At 36.7% G+C, this 13,538-nt stretch carries 16 protein-coding genes and 1 riboswitch; of the genes, 5 read left to right on the top strand and 11 right to left on the bottom strand.

What is annotated here, in order from left to right; genetic code table 11:
• Nucleotides 1-33: 33 nt before the first annotated feature.
• The 3 genes from IGI38_RS13390 to IGI38_RS13380 form a co-directional block, all read right to left on the bottom strand.
• Nucleotides 34-489 carry a pyridoxamine 5'-phosphate oxidase family protein gene (locus IGI38_RS13390; RefSeq protein WP_438731293.1) on the bottom strand — a complete coding sequence of 152 codons (456 nt, stop codon included), beginning with the start codon at nt 487-489 and terminating at the stop codon, nt 34-36.
• On the bottom strand, nt 489-1,088 hold the full coding sequence (locus IGI38_RS13385; RefSeq protein WP_438731290.1) for an ECF transporter S component: 600 nt from the start codon (nt 1,086-1,088) through the stop codon (nt 489-491). The genes IGI38_RS13390 and IGI38_RS13385 overlap by 1 nt, the downstream gene beginning before the upstream one ends.
• Before the next feature lie 127 nt (nt 1,089-1,215).
• A riboswitch (FMN riboswitch) is annotated at nt 1,216-1,330 on the bottom strand.
• Between the two features lie 84 nt (nt 1,331-1,414).
• On the bottom strand, nt 1,415-1,834 hold the full coding sequence (locus IGI38_RS13380) for a GNAT family N-acetyltransferase (RefSeq protein ID WP_438731287.1): 420 nt from the start codon (nt 1,832-1,834) through the stop codon (nt 1,415-1,417).
• 315 nt (nt 1,835-2,149) lie between these two features.
• Here IGI38_RS13380 and IGI38_RS13375 point away from each other — a divergent pair, with 315 nt between their 5' ends.
• The 4 genes from IGI38_RS13375 (at nt 2,150) to IGI38_RS13360 (ending at nt 6,661) form a co-directional block, all read left to right on the top strand.
• Complete coding sequence (locus IGI38_RS13375) at nt 2,150-2,434, top strand: PspC domain-containing protein (protein ID WP_438731285.1); 285 nt, start codon at nt 2,150-2,152, stop codon at nt 2,432-2,434.
• Between the two features lie 204 nt (nt 2,435-2,638).
• A complete protein-coding gene (gene liaX, locus IGI38_RS13370; RefSeq protein WP_438731282.1) occupies nt 2,639-4,402 on the top strand; it encodes a daptomycin-sensing surface protein LiaX in 1,764 nt (587 codons plus the stop codon).
• A gap of 15 nt (nt 4,403-4,417) precedes the next feature.
• Nucleotides 4,418-4,711 carry a PspC domain-containing protein gene (locus IGI38_RS13365; protein ID WP_438731280.1) on the top strand — a complete coding sequence of 98 codons (294 nt, stop codon included), beginning with the start codon at nt 4,418-4,420 and terminating at the stop codon, nt 4,709-4,711.
• Between the two features lie 420 nt (nt 4,712-5,131).
• Complete coding sequence (locus IGI38_RS13360) at nt 5,132-6,661, top strand: helix-turn-helix domain-containing protein (RefSeq protein ID WP_438731277.1); 1,530 nt, start codon at nt 5,132-5,134, stop codon at nt 6,659-6,661.
• A 102-nt stretch (nt 6,662-6,763) separates the two neighbouring features.
• Here the strand turns inward: IGI38_RS13360 and IGI38_RS13355 are convergent, their stop codons facing one another.
• Nucleotides 6,764-7,201, bottom strand: coding sequence for a nucleoside 2-deoxyribosyltransferase (locus IGI38_RS13355; protein ID WP_438731274.1), 438 nt, complete (start codon nt 7,199-7,201; stop codon nt 6,764-6,766).
• Complete coding sequence (locus tag IGI38_RS13350) at nt 7,201-7,764, bottom strand: TIGR00730 family Rossman fold protein (protein ID WP_438731271.1); 564 nt, start codon at nt 7,762-7,764, stop codon at nt 7,201-7,203. Before IGI38_RS13350 ends, IGI38_RS13355 begins: the two co-directional genes overlap by 1 nt.
• A 354-nt stretch (nt 7,765-8,118) precedes the next feature.
• On the opposite strand from IGI38_RS13350, the gene IGI38_RS13345 reads away from it, so the two are divergent.
• Nucleotides 8,119-8,805, top strand: a complete 687-nt coding sequence (locus IGI38_RS13345; RefSeq protein WP_438731268.1) for a DNA-directed RNA polymerase subunit omega — start codon at nt 8,119-8,121, stop codon at nt 8,803-8,805.
• Between the two features lie 338 nt (nt 8,806-9,143).
• Here IGI38_RS13345 and IGI38_RS13340 read toward each other — a convergent pair whose 3' ends face one another.
• The 6 genes from IGI38_RS13340 to IGI38_RS13315 form a co-directional block, all read right to left on the bottom strand.
• Complete coding sequence (locus IGI38_RS13340; RefSeq protein WP_438731265.1) at nt 9,144-9,935, bottom strand: TraX family protein; 792 nt, start codon at nt 9,933-9,935, stop codon at nt 9,144-9,146.
• A gap of 145 nt (nt 9,936-10,080) precedes the next feature.
• Entirely contained in the window at nt 10,081-10,572 is a 492-nt protein-coding gene (locus tag IGI38_RS13335; RefSeq protein ID WP_438731263.1) for a GNAT family N-acetyltransferase, read from the bottom strand.
• A 99-nt stretch (nt 10,573-10,671) separates the two neighbouring features.
• On the bottom strand, nt 10,672-11,490 hold the full coding sequence (locus IGI38_RS13330; RefSeq protein WP_438731260.1) for a hypothetical protein: 819 nt from the start codon (nt 11,488-11,490) through the stop codon (nt 10,672-10,674).
• Nucleotides 11,491-11,492: 2 nt separating this feature from the next.
• Nucleotides 11,493-11,825, bottom strand: coding sequence for a PadR family transcriptional regulator (locus tag IGI38_RS13325; RefSeq protein WP_438731257.1), 333 nt, complete (start codon nt 11,823-11,825; stop codon nt 11,493-11,495).
• A 174-nt stretch (nt 11,826-11,999) separates the two neighbouring features.
• On the bottom strand, nt 12,000-12,755 hold the full coding sequence (locus IGI38_RS13320) for a response regulator transcription factor (protein WP_438731254.1): 756 nt from the start codon (nt 12,753-12,755) through the stop codon (nt 12,000-12,002).
• A complete protein-coding gene (locus IGI38_RS13315; RefSeq protein WP_438731251.1) occupies nt 12,752-13,471 on the bottom strand; it encodes a GHKL domain-containing protein in 720 nt (239 codons plus the stop codon). Before IGI38_RS13315 ends, IGI38_RS13320 begins: the two co-directional genes overlap by 4 nt.
• Nucleotides 13,472-13,538: the final 67 nt, after the last annotated feature.

The following is a 13,538-nucleotide window of genomic DNA, read 5'->3' as shown; positions in this document are numbered from 1 at the left end:
TTAGTTAATCGTAGCTTGCTTCTTTTTCGTTATCTAATCATAATTCGCAATCTCTGCTTTTTCCTGTTCAAAATCAATAAGCAGTTGAAATCCCTTGTCATCCTCATCTTGATCCCAGATTTCTACCAATTTTGGGATCACTTCAATCAGGATTTCGCTTTCCTTATGGGGATAGGCATTATAGCTTTTCTCCCAGTATTTCTGATACAAGGTTTGAAAAGTGTGATCTTCTTGATCAACTACTAATCCATGATTAACAGCCGTACCTTCAATTTGAATGCCCCAGTAGCAAATAGCTATTTGAGGATTTTCCAATAATTGCTTGGTTTTACGGAAATTTTTATCCGTCTTAAAGAGAATTTTTTCTTCATGGATAATGACACTGACATTTCGTACCATTACATGATCATTTAAGCTAGTAGCTAATGCCATAATTTTTTTTCTTCCCAGTTTTTTATAAAATTGTTCCACTGCTGTTTGAAATTCCACTATAAAAACTCCCTTCTAAGAAAAATTGCCCGTAAACGATCTAATGAAAAATAAACGACCGCGGTAGTAACTCCGTATTTGATTACGTTGAAGGGAATAATGCCGATTACAACCAATTTCCAAACACTATCTACCATTGGGTTGACTGCTTGTGTCATAGCAATGATCGCTTCCATCGATAAGCCATACAATTTCGTATAAAAGGGGATAATAAAATAGACATTTGATAAGCAGGCCACAAATGTAGCGACGACAGTTCCCGCCAGCATACCTTTTAAAGCAGAGCCCTTATTCGTTGAGCGCTGGTATATCCAACTTGCCGGTAAAATAAAACTGAGACTCAAAATAAAATTTTGGATCTCTCCGGTAAACATCGAGGCCGTTCCGACTGTTGCTAGTTTGATTAAAAGCTTGATCAATACGATGAAAATCCCTGAAACAGGACCTAACAGAAAAGTTCCTAATAGTTCAGGAACCCCCGCCAAATCAAAATCCATAAACGGCGGCATGAATGGCAACGGAAACTTGAAGAGCATTAATACGTAGGAGAGTGCACCAAAAATGGCGATCATCACTAGCTTTCTGGCAGTAAATTTCATTTCAACACACCTTTCTTGAAGCATAAAAAAGAACCTTACAACAACATTTGCAAGGCACAGTCAAAGTAGAAAAAGGTGTATTGATTCGTCAAATAGCGTTTGTTATCTGAAGGATCAACAAACACACGTTTTTCTTCTTCCATCCAGACTGTACTGTCGGTCTCAGAATTGCACTGAGTCAGCCAAAAGGCTCGCGGACTATCACCGCCGGTCGGGAATTAAACCCTGCCCTGAAGAACTTATTGTGTTTATTTTCACATGTTGTATGAGAAAATGCAAGCGTTTTTTACTTGCACTGGACAGGATATACTAAATGGAAGAAACAATTAGCGATAAATCATATTCCAATAGGCATCATGGATTTTTACTTCATGGAGCTTTTGCCAACCTTCTTTTTCGTAGAAAGCAAGAGCAGGTTTGTTTCGGGACAAGCACTTCAAAGTCATCGGTAGTTGCAACTGTCGTTTGGCCTCTTTTAACAGTCGATGACCAGCCCCGTTGCCCTTATAATCATCATCTACGAATAAACAATGAATAAAATTATCTGGTACATACAAAGAAATAAAGCCGATAATTGTTTGCTGCGCCTCTGCTACAAAGATGCGTTCATCTTCTGTATCATGATCGAAATCTTCTATATGCATCAACTCCGGATCATCCCAATAGAACGTTGCTCGGCGACTTTCTAAGTATAGCTGTTGTAATCTCGGTTTGTCTTGAAGTATCATCTCGCGAATTTGAATCAAGTAATCATCCCTTTCTGACAGTAAATTGAAAAAAATTTTCTAATGGAATTACTTTATCATACTTCACTAAATACTGCGCTTATTTGAACCGAGTGGTAAAGGCGTCTGCTGCCAGAAAAAAGAAATAGAAAAGCTCCTACCAAATGACTAGACAAAAAATAGGTCTTTTGGCCTATGACGAATCAATGAGAATTACGCATAATATAGACATAAGATAAAAACAGATCGCAAATAGGAATTTCAAAATGAATTACATCTAAGGGTAGATGAGATTACAAAAATAGTGTTTTTGGAAAATAAAAGGAGAGAATTAAAATGATGAAAAGAATGACGAAATCACAAAACAATCGAGTGTTAACAGGTACACTAGCAGGAGTTGCAGAATACTTTGGAATCGATCCTACGATTGCACGTGTAGTCTTTGTTTTTAGTTGCTTTTTCTTAGAAGGTGCGCCAATTTTACTCTATCTTTTACTAATGGTGATTCTTCCAAAAGCGGGAAAGGTTACTCGTACCCATCAACAACCTTATGAACATTCGGAAGGCGACCAACCTAAACAAGCTGAAACAACTGCGGATGATGCATGGAGCGACTTTTAATTACGAAAACAATGATTGATTAATATCGATCTCATAATATAAATCGAAAGAGTGCCGTCTAAAAATGATGGACACTCTTTTTTTGCGAATGAACTGCCTTCATACAGTAATTATTCCATAAAAGATAGTCCTTTCGACCCATGACGAATAGAAAAAGTTTGGGCATAATAGGTTCATAGAACAATTCGTTGAGGAGCGATTATCATGAACGAACGTGAAATGATCTTAGAATCGATCAAAAAGGGCATCCTTTCCCCAGAAGAAGGATTAGATTTAATAGAAAGTCTTGGCCTAAAGGAAACAGAGACAAAAACTGAAGACGCACCAGAAATGGAAGTCGAATCAGAACCAGAGGAACCGGTTCAAGCAGAACCTGAAGAAAAAAGTGAAGTTGAAGAATCCGTACAATTTGAAGAAGTAGCTGAGTTCGATGAATCAGAAGAAGTTAATGAGAATACAGACTATCAAGAAGCATCAGCATTAGAACCAGAACTAGAGCTTGAAGAAAATCTAGAAGTAGATGAAAAAGAAGAAGTCGAAGAAATAAAAGAAACGGGAGAAACATCTGAGCAGCAATCGGAGTTTACGTCAGAACCGATTGAAGAACAACAAGCGGAACCTAGTCCGTCTGATAGTGTGGTCAGTATGATCGATGAATGGGAAAATCACAAAGATCCTACTCCTAAAGAAACAGATCCTGTAAGATCAAAGATTGACGAGTTTGACGAAGCTCTGCAAATGAAAATAGAAGCACTTCGAGAGAAGAAAGAAGAGTTTAGAGAACTAAACCTTGAAGCTGAATTAGGAATCATCTCAGCCGAAAATGAAGTTTTATATAACCAAATGAAACGCGAATTAAATGAATTAGAAGAAGAGATCGAACTATTAAAGCATGAACGAAAAGCAATTGATGCGGATCTTTTTGCTTCGCCAGAGAGCCCCTATGTATCAGATGGATTCTTTGAGGTTCCTGATGACTTTGAAGAACAAAAATATCGTCCTATGGATCGTCCGCAAGTAGAACCGAATGATCTGGCAAGCCGAATCGGACGAGTCGTCAACCGAGCAGCTAAGACGGTTACAGATACAGTGAATAACGATTTTGATTGGAAAAAAGTAAATCAAAAATTTTATGGAACTGCCAAAACGCATTTTAACCATCAGTTCACCTTTGAAGATATTGATGCGCGAACAATTGATATCAAATTAGCAAAAGGAAAGATTATCCTTAAAGCTTGGGAAGATGAAACGATCAATGACGTAAAAGTCGAGGCGTCAGTTGATTTGCTAGGCCAAATGAATGAACCAGATCCAATCGACGCCTTTCTGGAACGTAGTCGAATCGATGTAAATGATTACCAGATTTTATTCCATGTGCCAAATAAGAGAGTTGATGCAAAATTGACGTTCTATTTGCCAAAACGTCAGTACAATAATCTCATGATCCGTTTGTTAACAGGTGATTTGATGATTGAAGGCCTTGTAGCAAAGGACGCTTCAATTAAGGCGACCAACGGGACTGTTTTGATCAAGGAAATTGATGCTTCAATGCTGGAATTTGAAGGTACAAACAATCAGTTTGAGATTCGCGAAGGTCAGATTTTAGATGCATCAATTGAAACAGTTACCGGTACGATCATATCAAGAGCTGATATTGTACGATCTGAATATTCACTGATCAACGGTGACATCAAATTAACTGTCAAAAACGAGGACTTGAAAAAAATCGAAGCACAATCTGTGAATGGCGATGTCAAAGTTTCACTGCCTAAAGCGATCGGGATAGAAGGTTCTGCTAAAACAGGAATCGGAACCATCAATTATCGTTTTGCTAATTGTGAAACGATCCAAGAGAGAAACGGCGACACACAAAAAGTCTTGCATTTTCAACGGAGCGGCGGGGATGCTGCTCAGGTCGAGGTTTCTTCTAAGGCGGGAAATATATTCTTGAAAGATTATGATAAATAGAAGGGAATCACTAAAATGAGAAAAAGAATGACGAAATCACAAACAAACAGGATGCTAACCGGGACAATTGCAGGGATCGCTGAGTATTTTGGGATCGATCCGACTATCGCACGTGTCATCTTTGTATTTATCAGTATAGTATTAGTTGGCGCACCAGTCTTCCTTTACATTTTATTAGCGTTAATTATTCCAAAAGCGGGCAGTGGAAACAGAGACTATCAACAATATCACTATGATCGTCCGAAACAAACCAAAAATCAACGTAAACAGGCGGAAGCAACTGAAGAGGATAATTGGAGCGATTTCTAATTAGATAATGATTGCATTACAATGAAAATACAACAGTTAAGCATATAGTAGCAAAGAACATTTCTAGTTTCTTAGGAATGTTTTTTTGTTTTTTTAAAGCAGTTTTAGAAACGGATTAACAGTTTTTTTAAAAGAAAAGCAGCTATAATTTTCCATCACATTATATCCTCATAAATAAAAATTAAATAATAACGATGGTGGTATGTAAAATTATAATTTTATGGAATTTAACAATTTAATTGCTTAATTTATTCAAAAAACCTATATACATATATGGGGAAAGGGTAGAATAAAAATAGATTTGGGATTTATTAATAAAAATAATGCGTTATTTTAATTAATTTAAAAGAGTATTTTTTTGTTTAGACCCCGATGCGTTGAAAGAGCATGTACACCGTTAATTAATTTGGAGGGGAAAGAATGGATTTTCGCCAGGCTTTAGGAGTTAGTAACAGACGAAGATTACGACTGATCGAGATATTGTATTACAATCGTGAGGGAACACCCAGTGAGAAGCTCACTAGTGAGTTGGGTTGTTCATTGCCGATTCTATTGAGTGATATCAGTTTGATAAATGCGCAGCAAGAGAAATTTTTTATCGTTGAAAAGGACAAAGGATTGTATCGCGTCAAGCTCATGGAGGATATCAGTATTGGGAAACTTTATGCTGAGGCATTGACCAGTGCGCCTGAATTTCAGCTCATTGAACAGCTGCTGTATGAGAAATATGACAACATAGGGGAGGTATCAAAATCGCTATTTTTGAGTTCCTCTAACACGCAACGTTACTTGAAAAAGGTCGAGGCGCCTTTGAGGCAGGCAGGAATTGACTTGTGCTATCGACCGTTACGTTTGGAAGGGAAGGAAAGTATCATACGACACTTTTTTTATCGTTATTTCCTTGAAAAACAATATGCCTTAAGGAGTATTTTACCGAATTTAAAGGAGTATCAGCTGCGGTCAATTGAAAGATTTGTCCAAGAATTTATCACGATCAATAACTTATACAAGAAACACATTTTTCAAAAACGTTTGACCTACAACGTGTTTATCAGCCTTTGGCGAATAAAAAACGGTCATGATTTTCCTAAAGAAGATTTGCGGACGGATGGTTTGTTGCTGCCTAAAAATGAAGCAGCAAATGCATTCAGAGACATGGTTTCCGAAGTATATCAATTAGACTTAACAGAGGATATGATGCGTGATTGCTTATGGCTTTCCTTTTCGGATTCGGTTGTTTTCAGCAAGGAGCATCTAGCCTTGGCATTGGATGATAATCCGCGGTATAGGCAATTGTTTGAAAAGCATTTAACGTTGACCAGAGAGTTTACGAAATTGCTGGGCGGTTCAATCGACGAAGAACGGATACAGGAGCTGACCTCCGTTTTATTGAATGATAGTTATCTCTATGATGAAAACGGTGAATTTTTGACTATTCTTCGAAAAAATCGAACGATCTTTTTAGAAATGGTCAAAATCATGCATCGCCACGCAGTAGAGAAGGTTACAGAAATCGCGAAGGACTTCGTACAAAAATATGAGATATATCAAAATGAGGACTTTATTACGAATTATGTATACTTATTGCTGACAGCGGAAGTTGATAGTCTAGAACGTTTAGCTTCACAGGACAAAACCATTCACTTGTTACTGACCTCAGATCTTTCTCCAACGGAAGAAGAATTCATCGCGAAAGTGATCAAGCAAATCGTTTACGGAAATTTCGAAATCGGTCATTTGGGAAGTGTCTGGGATAATGATGAAGAAGTAAATAAAAAAATAGTGACCTATGATGGTTTGATCACAACGGGGTCAAGAGAGGGACTGCCTAAAGATTTTCCCTTAGTATCCATGGATCCTTATGTGACACCGCAATCGATCGTTGCGATTCAAAATTTGGTGAATGAATTATCCGAAAAAATGTTTCGCGGTTCCACTTTGAAGGAATAACCTGTTGTTTAAAAAATAGTTAATCAATCAACTAAGGGCTCAATCTCGTAATCGAGGTTGAATCCTTAGTAATGCTACAGGCTCGTGAGACAGTAAATCTGATTAAATGTAATTTCCCAGATAAGGTGAATGGGGTAATTTATTGAAATCATAATTCTCGATCTCAGCGACTTGTTTGGTGAATGCTTGGAGAGATTCGGTCAACATAATATTTACCGTATCGCCAGCTGTCAACAAACCGATAACAGGGATTTTCAGCATCGTTGCGATTCCGATCTCATAAGCGGTTCCCGGATCAGTGATGCCATGTTCATAATCTAAAATAGCAACGAGAGCATTGGCTGTTTCAATATGATGCATATCTTTCAAATAGGTCGCCTTTGCCCATTCCGGTGTGAATTCTTCATACTCGCATGTCTGATCTAAGCGCGGAGAATGGTATTCGGTAACGGTGGGGTTGTTCGTCAATGCTTTTTCCACTGAGTGAACTAGAGAAATTTGTTCTTTAGAGAAAAACGGTCCAGCTAAATAGATTTTCATTAGGCAACAACTCCCATCTCAGATAATTCAATGCAAACTTTGTTAATCAACGATTGGTAATCGTCTGAGATCAATAAGTGCTTGAGCGCTTGATGGTCAATGAATTCTTCATTGGAGGCCTTGATCAAAAATTCGATCAGGGGTTGATAATAGCCATCGATATCAAGAATAGCGATGGGCTTTGCTGGAATAAGTCCAATGGCAATCGAGCTCAGTACTTGAGACAACTCTTCCAGTGTTCCTAATCCGCCGGGTAAGATTAAGTAGGCATCGGATTTATTGATCAGAAGTTGCTTTCTTTCATCCATCGTTTCAGTAAAAATGAATTCATTAACCTCTTCACGTGGAATCTCACCATCAAATAATCCGCGAGGATAAATTCCTGTCACATTCCCACGCTTATTGATAACACCATTACTAACGGCCCCCATTAAACCACTGATAGAGCCACCGTAAACTAAATCCAGACCTTTATCAGCGATATACTCTCCAATATGTTCCGCAAGTTCTTTATATTTTGCTTCTTTTCCATAGCGTGCGCCACAAAAAACTGCTAATTTCATAAATATTGCCTCCAATCTTTTTCTTTGAGAGTTCATTATAGCTCTAAAAAAATAAAATAAAAGACTAGATATTGTGTTTTGTTTGTGGTATTCTCTGGTTTTTATACCATATGTTGTGGTACTCTGTTGAAAGGCTTTCTTTTTTCAGCATACGATTATTTTTACTGATTTATTGATATATGCAGCTCCTCATTTTTTTGGTTTCCAAGGCATGTATTTATAATTAATTAATAATGAATATAAGTATATATATTTTTCATTTAATAATGAATGTAATTGCTAATTGTGAAGGTTGTATTATGATTAAAAAGTTGTTAAGACGCAATTGGTTTGTTAAAGAGGAGAAAACTGAGTATGAAAAAGAGAAACTTTGCACTTATTATTGTACCTTTATTAGTGGTCCTTATTGGAATCGCAGGTAAAAACTACGCAGACACTGTTTTGAGTTGGGGCGGGGAAGACAATATTGCCACGATTAATAATAATTTAGATATATTAAACACATCACTATCGAACAAAGAGCAGCAAATAGCGCAGTTATCGACGCGTTCAAATGAAGCACAGAGCCAGTTAAGTCAAGCTCAAAAGGATGTAGAGAGTTACAAGCAGCAATTAGAAGGTGTAAAAGCACATGAAAATCAATTAGCTAGTGAAAAAACGAACTTAGAGTCGCAATTAACTAGTAAAAATGGTGAATTACAATCGAAGCAGCAAGAGATCACAGATAAAATCAAAGAAATCGATCAAAAGAATAAAGAGACTGAACAAAAAACTCAAGAATGGAATGTAAAACTACAAGCAGCGTCTAATCAGGTGAGTTCTTTGCAAACGACCATAAATGATTTAAACAGTCAAATTAAGACAATAAACAACGAAAAGAATTCTTTACAGGCTGAACTGGATACGACACGACAACAACTAGCCAACTCAAACAAGGAGAATGCCGATTTGAAAGACTATATCGCAAAATTAAAAAAAGCAAATATCGATGTAAAAGCTACAGCCGATAAGTCTCAACAGATCGTCAATCAACATCAATAAAAAGCAACCAACTAATTAGATATTAAAAGCTGAACGATCAAATGACTTTCTAAATCGAAAGTCATTTGATCGTTCAGCTTCATTTTATTAAGTAGTTTTCAAAAAAACTTTAGATTATACGTTCTTTTCGCAATGAACAGCTTAGTATTCAAGCATAATCGCGTTCAAGATTTTAGCCAACTCCTCTAACTCAATATCAATTGTGCCAGTCGGATAAAATACTGATTATGCTAGAAATCGTGAAGGAGACTTCAACGTAGCTTTTGATATCAGTAGGATGAAGATTTTCGGCAGCAGTAACTTATGCGATTTTGATACTTTGCAGTTCATTGGTGAATCTAACGATTAAAGAAAAATGCTGAAAGCAGGTAAAGGACAGCGATGTGTGCGGGATAAAAAACATAGAAGAAATACTTCATGCCTTTTCCTTTTTGTCCGTTGTATAACAGGATCGGAATGATAGCAAAAATCATGATCCATTGTGTCGATCCAAAAAAGAAAAAGATAGCCGCGAAGATCGCAATCAATATACATTGGATATTTCGATAATTTCTAGAAATATAAAGTAGAGGAATCAAAAATACCATGACACTATTTTCTGTTAGTAGCAAGGCCGGCAGAAGTGAAGTAACCGTTAGAATAGCCAATTGATTTTGCACAATTGTCGGGTTTGAAAGAATGATCGGAACGAGCAGAGAAAGTAAGGAGGGTAGAATGAATAATACAATTCCCCCAGTAATTTTTTTCCAATCCGCGGTGTTTTTTCCTGCAACAAAGAGATCCACACCGTACATCATCATCGCACCGACAAAGAGGTCCCTGAAAATATTGTTCATTAAAACAACTTGATCATATTGAACGATGCGCCCCAGCAAATAAGTGAACAATGACATAAGAGCCATCGAGATATATAGTCTTGCCATGTATTTCTTTTTGTCGTGAGTATGAGTGAACCCAACTACGCTGACAAAAAAGAAAAGTGTAGCAACTGGTCGGCCAAACCAGTCTAGCCAATTTGGTGCTCCGAAAGGTACAAACATTTGATGGATGTGATCTATAAACATTAAAACAATCCCTAAAATTTTCAGATCAAATGTCGAAAGGCTTTTTTTTAATAACTTTGTGTTCAAGAGTATTTCCTCCTTATATAAAGAATAAAGTTACTTTATCAAGTAGGAGGCCCATAAACCATTGAATTATATTGTGGGAGGCTAACATTTTTGTAATAAAAAAACTAAGAATGAGTAAGTACCATTCTTAGTGTGGGAATTAATTTTATAAAGCCCGTACCATATTGTACCAGGTTTCTCCAGCATGCTGCGATTCTGATAAGCCTTCAATTTTGTAATCATTTTTTTCATAGAATGGAATCAGATTTTCTAAACAAGTCAAGGTGATTCCAACTCGTTCTTTTTCTTTTGAGCGACGTGCCAATTCAGAGAGAATTTGATTGGCAAGACCCATTTTTCGGTAAGCGGGATCAACAACGAGACTAAGAATAGCCTGATAACCGCCGCTTTTTGGGTTGGGAATAGTTTTTTCAAAAAGAGCATCATATAAATAACGTTCCGGAATAACCGGTCCAACCACATAACCCATCAGGTTTTCGTTATCATCAATTGCTAATATAAAACTATCTGGAATAGTCTTGATTCGTTGAGCCATTGCTTCTTTTGTTGCGGCCTCTTCAGGAGAAAAGCCTGTATTTTCAATTTTAATGATTTGATCTAAATCAGTTATAACCGGTTGTCTAAATATAATCGTCAAATAATCACCTTGCTTTAATAGATTTCCGAAATGGATGGTTTGATGAAATGAATCATAAAGTCTGGAAGAGAATAGATTCCCAAAGAATAAACAATTTAATTATTTGGCCGTTTGTTTTTTCTTTCCTTTGTACAATAAGAAGTAGAAACTGATCATTCCGAGAATTAGAAGGCCTATCACAATGATTTTTCCAATGGGACGGATTAATAAAACTTGAAAAGAAGGAATTCTGTACAAAATACCGAGCATGGCTCCGATACAAAGAATGGGTAAAAAAGGCATTAAAGCTTCTTTGTCAGATTGTTTGAAAAAGAAAATTCCACAAATAAGAATGATTCCACCGATTAAAGCAATTCCTACACTGCCTTCGGTATTGATAGTCAACCTCGTATGACTAAGGATGGACAGAACCATACCTAAAATAATCAATAGAGCAGATAGAGAAAAATTCAAATATTTTCTGAAGGTCTGGTTGGTCGTATAGGCGTCATTGCCAATCTGATGAACGATTATCATTGCAATACTCGTCCAATAAACCCCGCCAATCAGTAGTTTTCCCACATCCAAGAGTGGATTAGGAGAAGCAAGCGCAGGGATGGTAACGATAAGGCTGTAAGTGAACAAAACAGTAAAAATCAATTTAAAACTGCTAAAAAAACTGTTTGGTATTTCTTTAAGTAATTCGTCAGCGATTTCCTTAGGCTGTTTACCAAAATAATTTTCCGCGGTTTCACCATTTTCTTGTGCATCAAGAATATCCTGCAGAATCTCTAACAGAGCTTCTTCCAGTACTTTTTCCTCTTTCAAAAAGGATTTTCCTCTGACATATAGTAATAGATTTCCATAATATTCTTCATTGGTTGGATTCAAAAACTCTTGCAACTTCGCATTGTCAGTAATCACAGTTTGTTTCCTCATTCCTATTCACTCTCCTTCAATAAACGGTCTACATTGCTGGATAAGAACGCCCACTGCTTAATAAAAGCATTTTTCTCACTGATTCCATCTTTGGTTAAATGATAGTATTTTCGTTTAGGACCTTCATCTGAAGCGCGCATCGCGCCAACGACCAAACCTTTCTTATCCATATTCATCAAAAGGGGATAGATAGTCCCTTTTGGAATGCTGTCAAAACCGAAATGCTGCAGTTCTTCACTAATTTTATAACCGTATAATTCTTTTTTTGACAGAATGACTAATATACAGCCCATCAAAATTCCTTTAAGCATTTGAGAGGATACTTGTTGATTCACACGCAACCTTCTTTCTACTAGTTTGCTTAACAATATAGTACTAAATCCCCGACTATATTGCAATGCAAACTAGCGCTTTTTTTTTACTTAGCAAAAAGAAATTTGAATACTGAGTGGTGGGTTAGGCAAAAAAAGACAATCAGTTGTAAGTTCTACTGATTGTCTTGTTCTAGATTAATTTTTTTGAAAAATCTGATTTACAGCGTTCATTTTCTCCAGGGCGGGCCTAATTTTTCTGCGAGAGATCATACAGGAATGAATTTGATCAAAATGAACTACACCTTCTGATCGATCAATCTGTGCAATATTTTCTAAATTGACGACGAAAGAGCGATGGACTTTAAAGAAACGATCATCTAAACTTTCGATTTCGCCAAGTGTCGCATAAAAATTAACCAAGCGAGATTTACAAATAAGCCGTAGCTTATGAGAAATTTCAGTAGTTTCAAAATAAAGGATATCAGAAAAGGGGACTTGGAAATTACTGTGCTGATTACTAAAAAAGAACATTTCTTCTTTTTTTTCATTAGCTCGATTACTTAAAAGATTTTCGAAGCAGTCAACTAAATGCTGCTTGATTTCATCAATGGGACTGTCTTTAGCAATAAAGTCAAAAGCAGAAACTTTATAGGCATAAGTAATTGGCGCAAATTCTGAATGAGTGGTAATGAAGGCAATTACTCCATGGGGATCCATAGTTCGGATCTGACTGGCGATTTCTAACCCCAATTTCTTTTCTCCGTTGATTTCTATATCAAGAAAATAGATGTTTTGATCAACGGTTTCTTGAACTTTTTTTAGCAGAGTTTCTGGTCTTGCAGTGGTAACGATCGATTTCGCTGGCCAACGTTTTTCTAAGAGAATTTCACGAATGACTAGCTCCAAACGCTGCTGATGCATGATGTCATCCTCTAATAAAAAAATGTTCATCTTGGAATTTCCTCCTTAATCATCAAAATTTGTCGAAATACACCATCCTGATATTCTGTCTGCAATGAAAGATTCGTATAGTTTTGAAGAATTGTTTGGATAGTGGCTAAACCAAGTCCACGATTTTTCCCTTTAGTTGAATAATCTTTATTGAAAATTTTTACGATATCAATTGGTTCAACAGGGCAAGAATTTTCAATAGTAAGCTGAATTTCTCGCTCCGTTTCATTTTTCAAAAAGACGATAGTAACAAAAGGGTTTTCAGCTTCTTCAGCCGCTTCAATCGCATTATCCAATAAAATCGAAGTGATTCGCACATAATCTAAAACCTCAATCGGTTCATCTTGAATAATATCCTCAATTTCTAAATGGACAGGGATATTTTTCTGCCACGCTTGAATAATGTGGGTGGAAAATATCCCTTTTATTGGTAGTGTCTTCAGATTGTTCAACTTTCCTAAGGCATAATGATCATCATCTAAAACGATTCCTTCAGTTTCCAATATCCGCGTGTACGTATCTTCAATCACAGACAGATCTTTTGTTTTGATACTCTGATTAAGGCTGATCAGCACATTATGATAGTCGTGACGAAAACTTCGAAGCTCTCCGTACATTGCCTCGATTTGCTGAACATAAGAGGTCAAGTCAGCTAGCTGATTGTCCTTTAGTTGTTGGATACGTTGCTTGTCAAGCTGACGTGTTTTTATGTTCAAATAGACGACCAATAGGACAATAACTAGTATGAATATAGCAATCAGATATTTTCTAATGGGGTTTTCG

This window comes from Enterococcus sp. AZ128, from assembly GCF_051714485.1.
In the GTDB taxonomy this organism is placed as follows: Bacteria; Bacillota; Bacilli; order Lactobacillales; family Enterococcaceae; genus Enterococcus_A.
This window is presented reverse-complemented; position numbering and strand designations above follow the sequence as displayed.

Bases quoted from the DNA above. Each gene is read 5' to 3' on its own strand.
- IGI38_RS13345 (WP_438731268.1), top strand. From the start codon at position 8,119: ATGAAAAAGAGAAACTTTGCACTTATTATTGTACCTTTATTAGTGGTC.
- IGI38_RS13360 (WP_438731277.1), top strand. From the start codon at position 5,132: ATGGATTTTCGCCAGGCTTTAGGAGTTAGTAACAGACGAAGATTACGA.
- IGI38_RS13385 (WP_438731290.1), bottom strand. From the start codon at position 1,088: ATGAAATTTACTGCCAGAAAGCTAGTGATGATCGCCATTTTTGGTGCA.
- liaX (WP_438731282.1), top strand. From the start codon at position 2,639: ATGAACGAACGTGAAATGATCTTAGAATCGATCAAAAAGGGCATCCTT.
- IGI38_RS13320 (WP_438731254.1), bottom strand. From the start codon at position 12,755: ATGAACATTTTTTTATTAGAGGATGACATCATGCATCAGCAGCGTTTG.
- IGI38_RS13355 (WP_438731274.1), bottom strand. From the start codon at position 7,201: ATGAAAATCTATTTAGCTGGACCGTTTTTCTCTAAAGAACAAATTTCT.
- IGI38_RS13350 (WP_438731271.1), bottom strand. From the start codon at position 7,764: ATGAAATTAGCAGTTTTTTGTGGCGCACGCTATGGAAAAGAAGCAAAA.
- IGI38_RS13365 (WP_438731280.1), top strand. From the start codon at position 4,418: ATGAGAAAAAGAATGACGAAATCACAAACAAACAGGATGCTAACCGGG.
- IGI38_RS13375 (WP_438731285.1), top strand. From the start codon at position 2,150: ATGATGAAAAGAATGACGAAATCACAAAACAATCGAGTGTTAACAGGT.
- IGI38_RS13330 (WP_438731260.1), bottom strand. From the start codon at position 11,490: ATGAGGAAACAAACTGTGATTACTGACAATGCGAAGTTGCAAGAGTTT.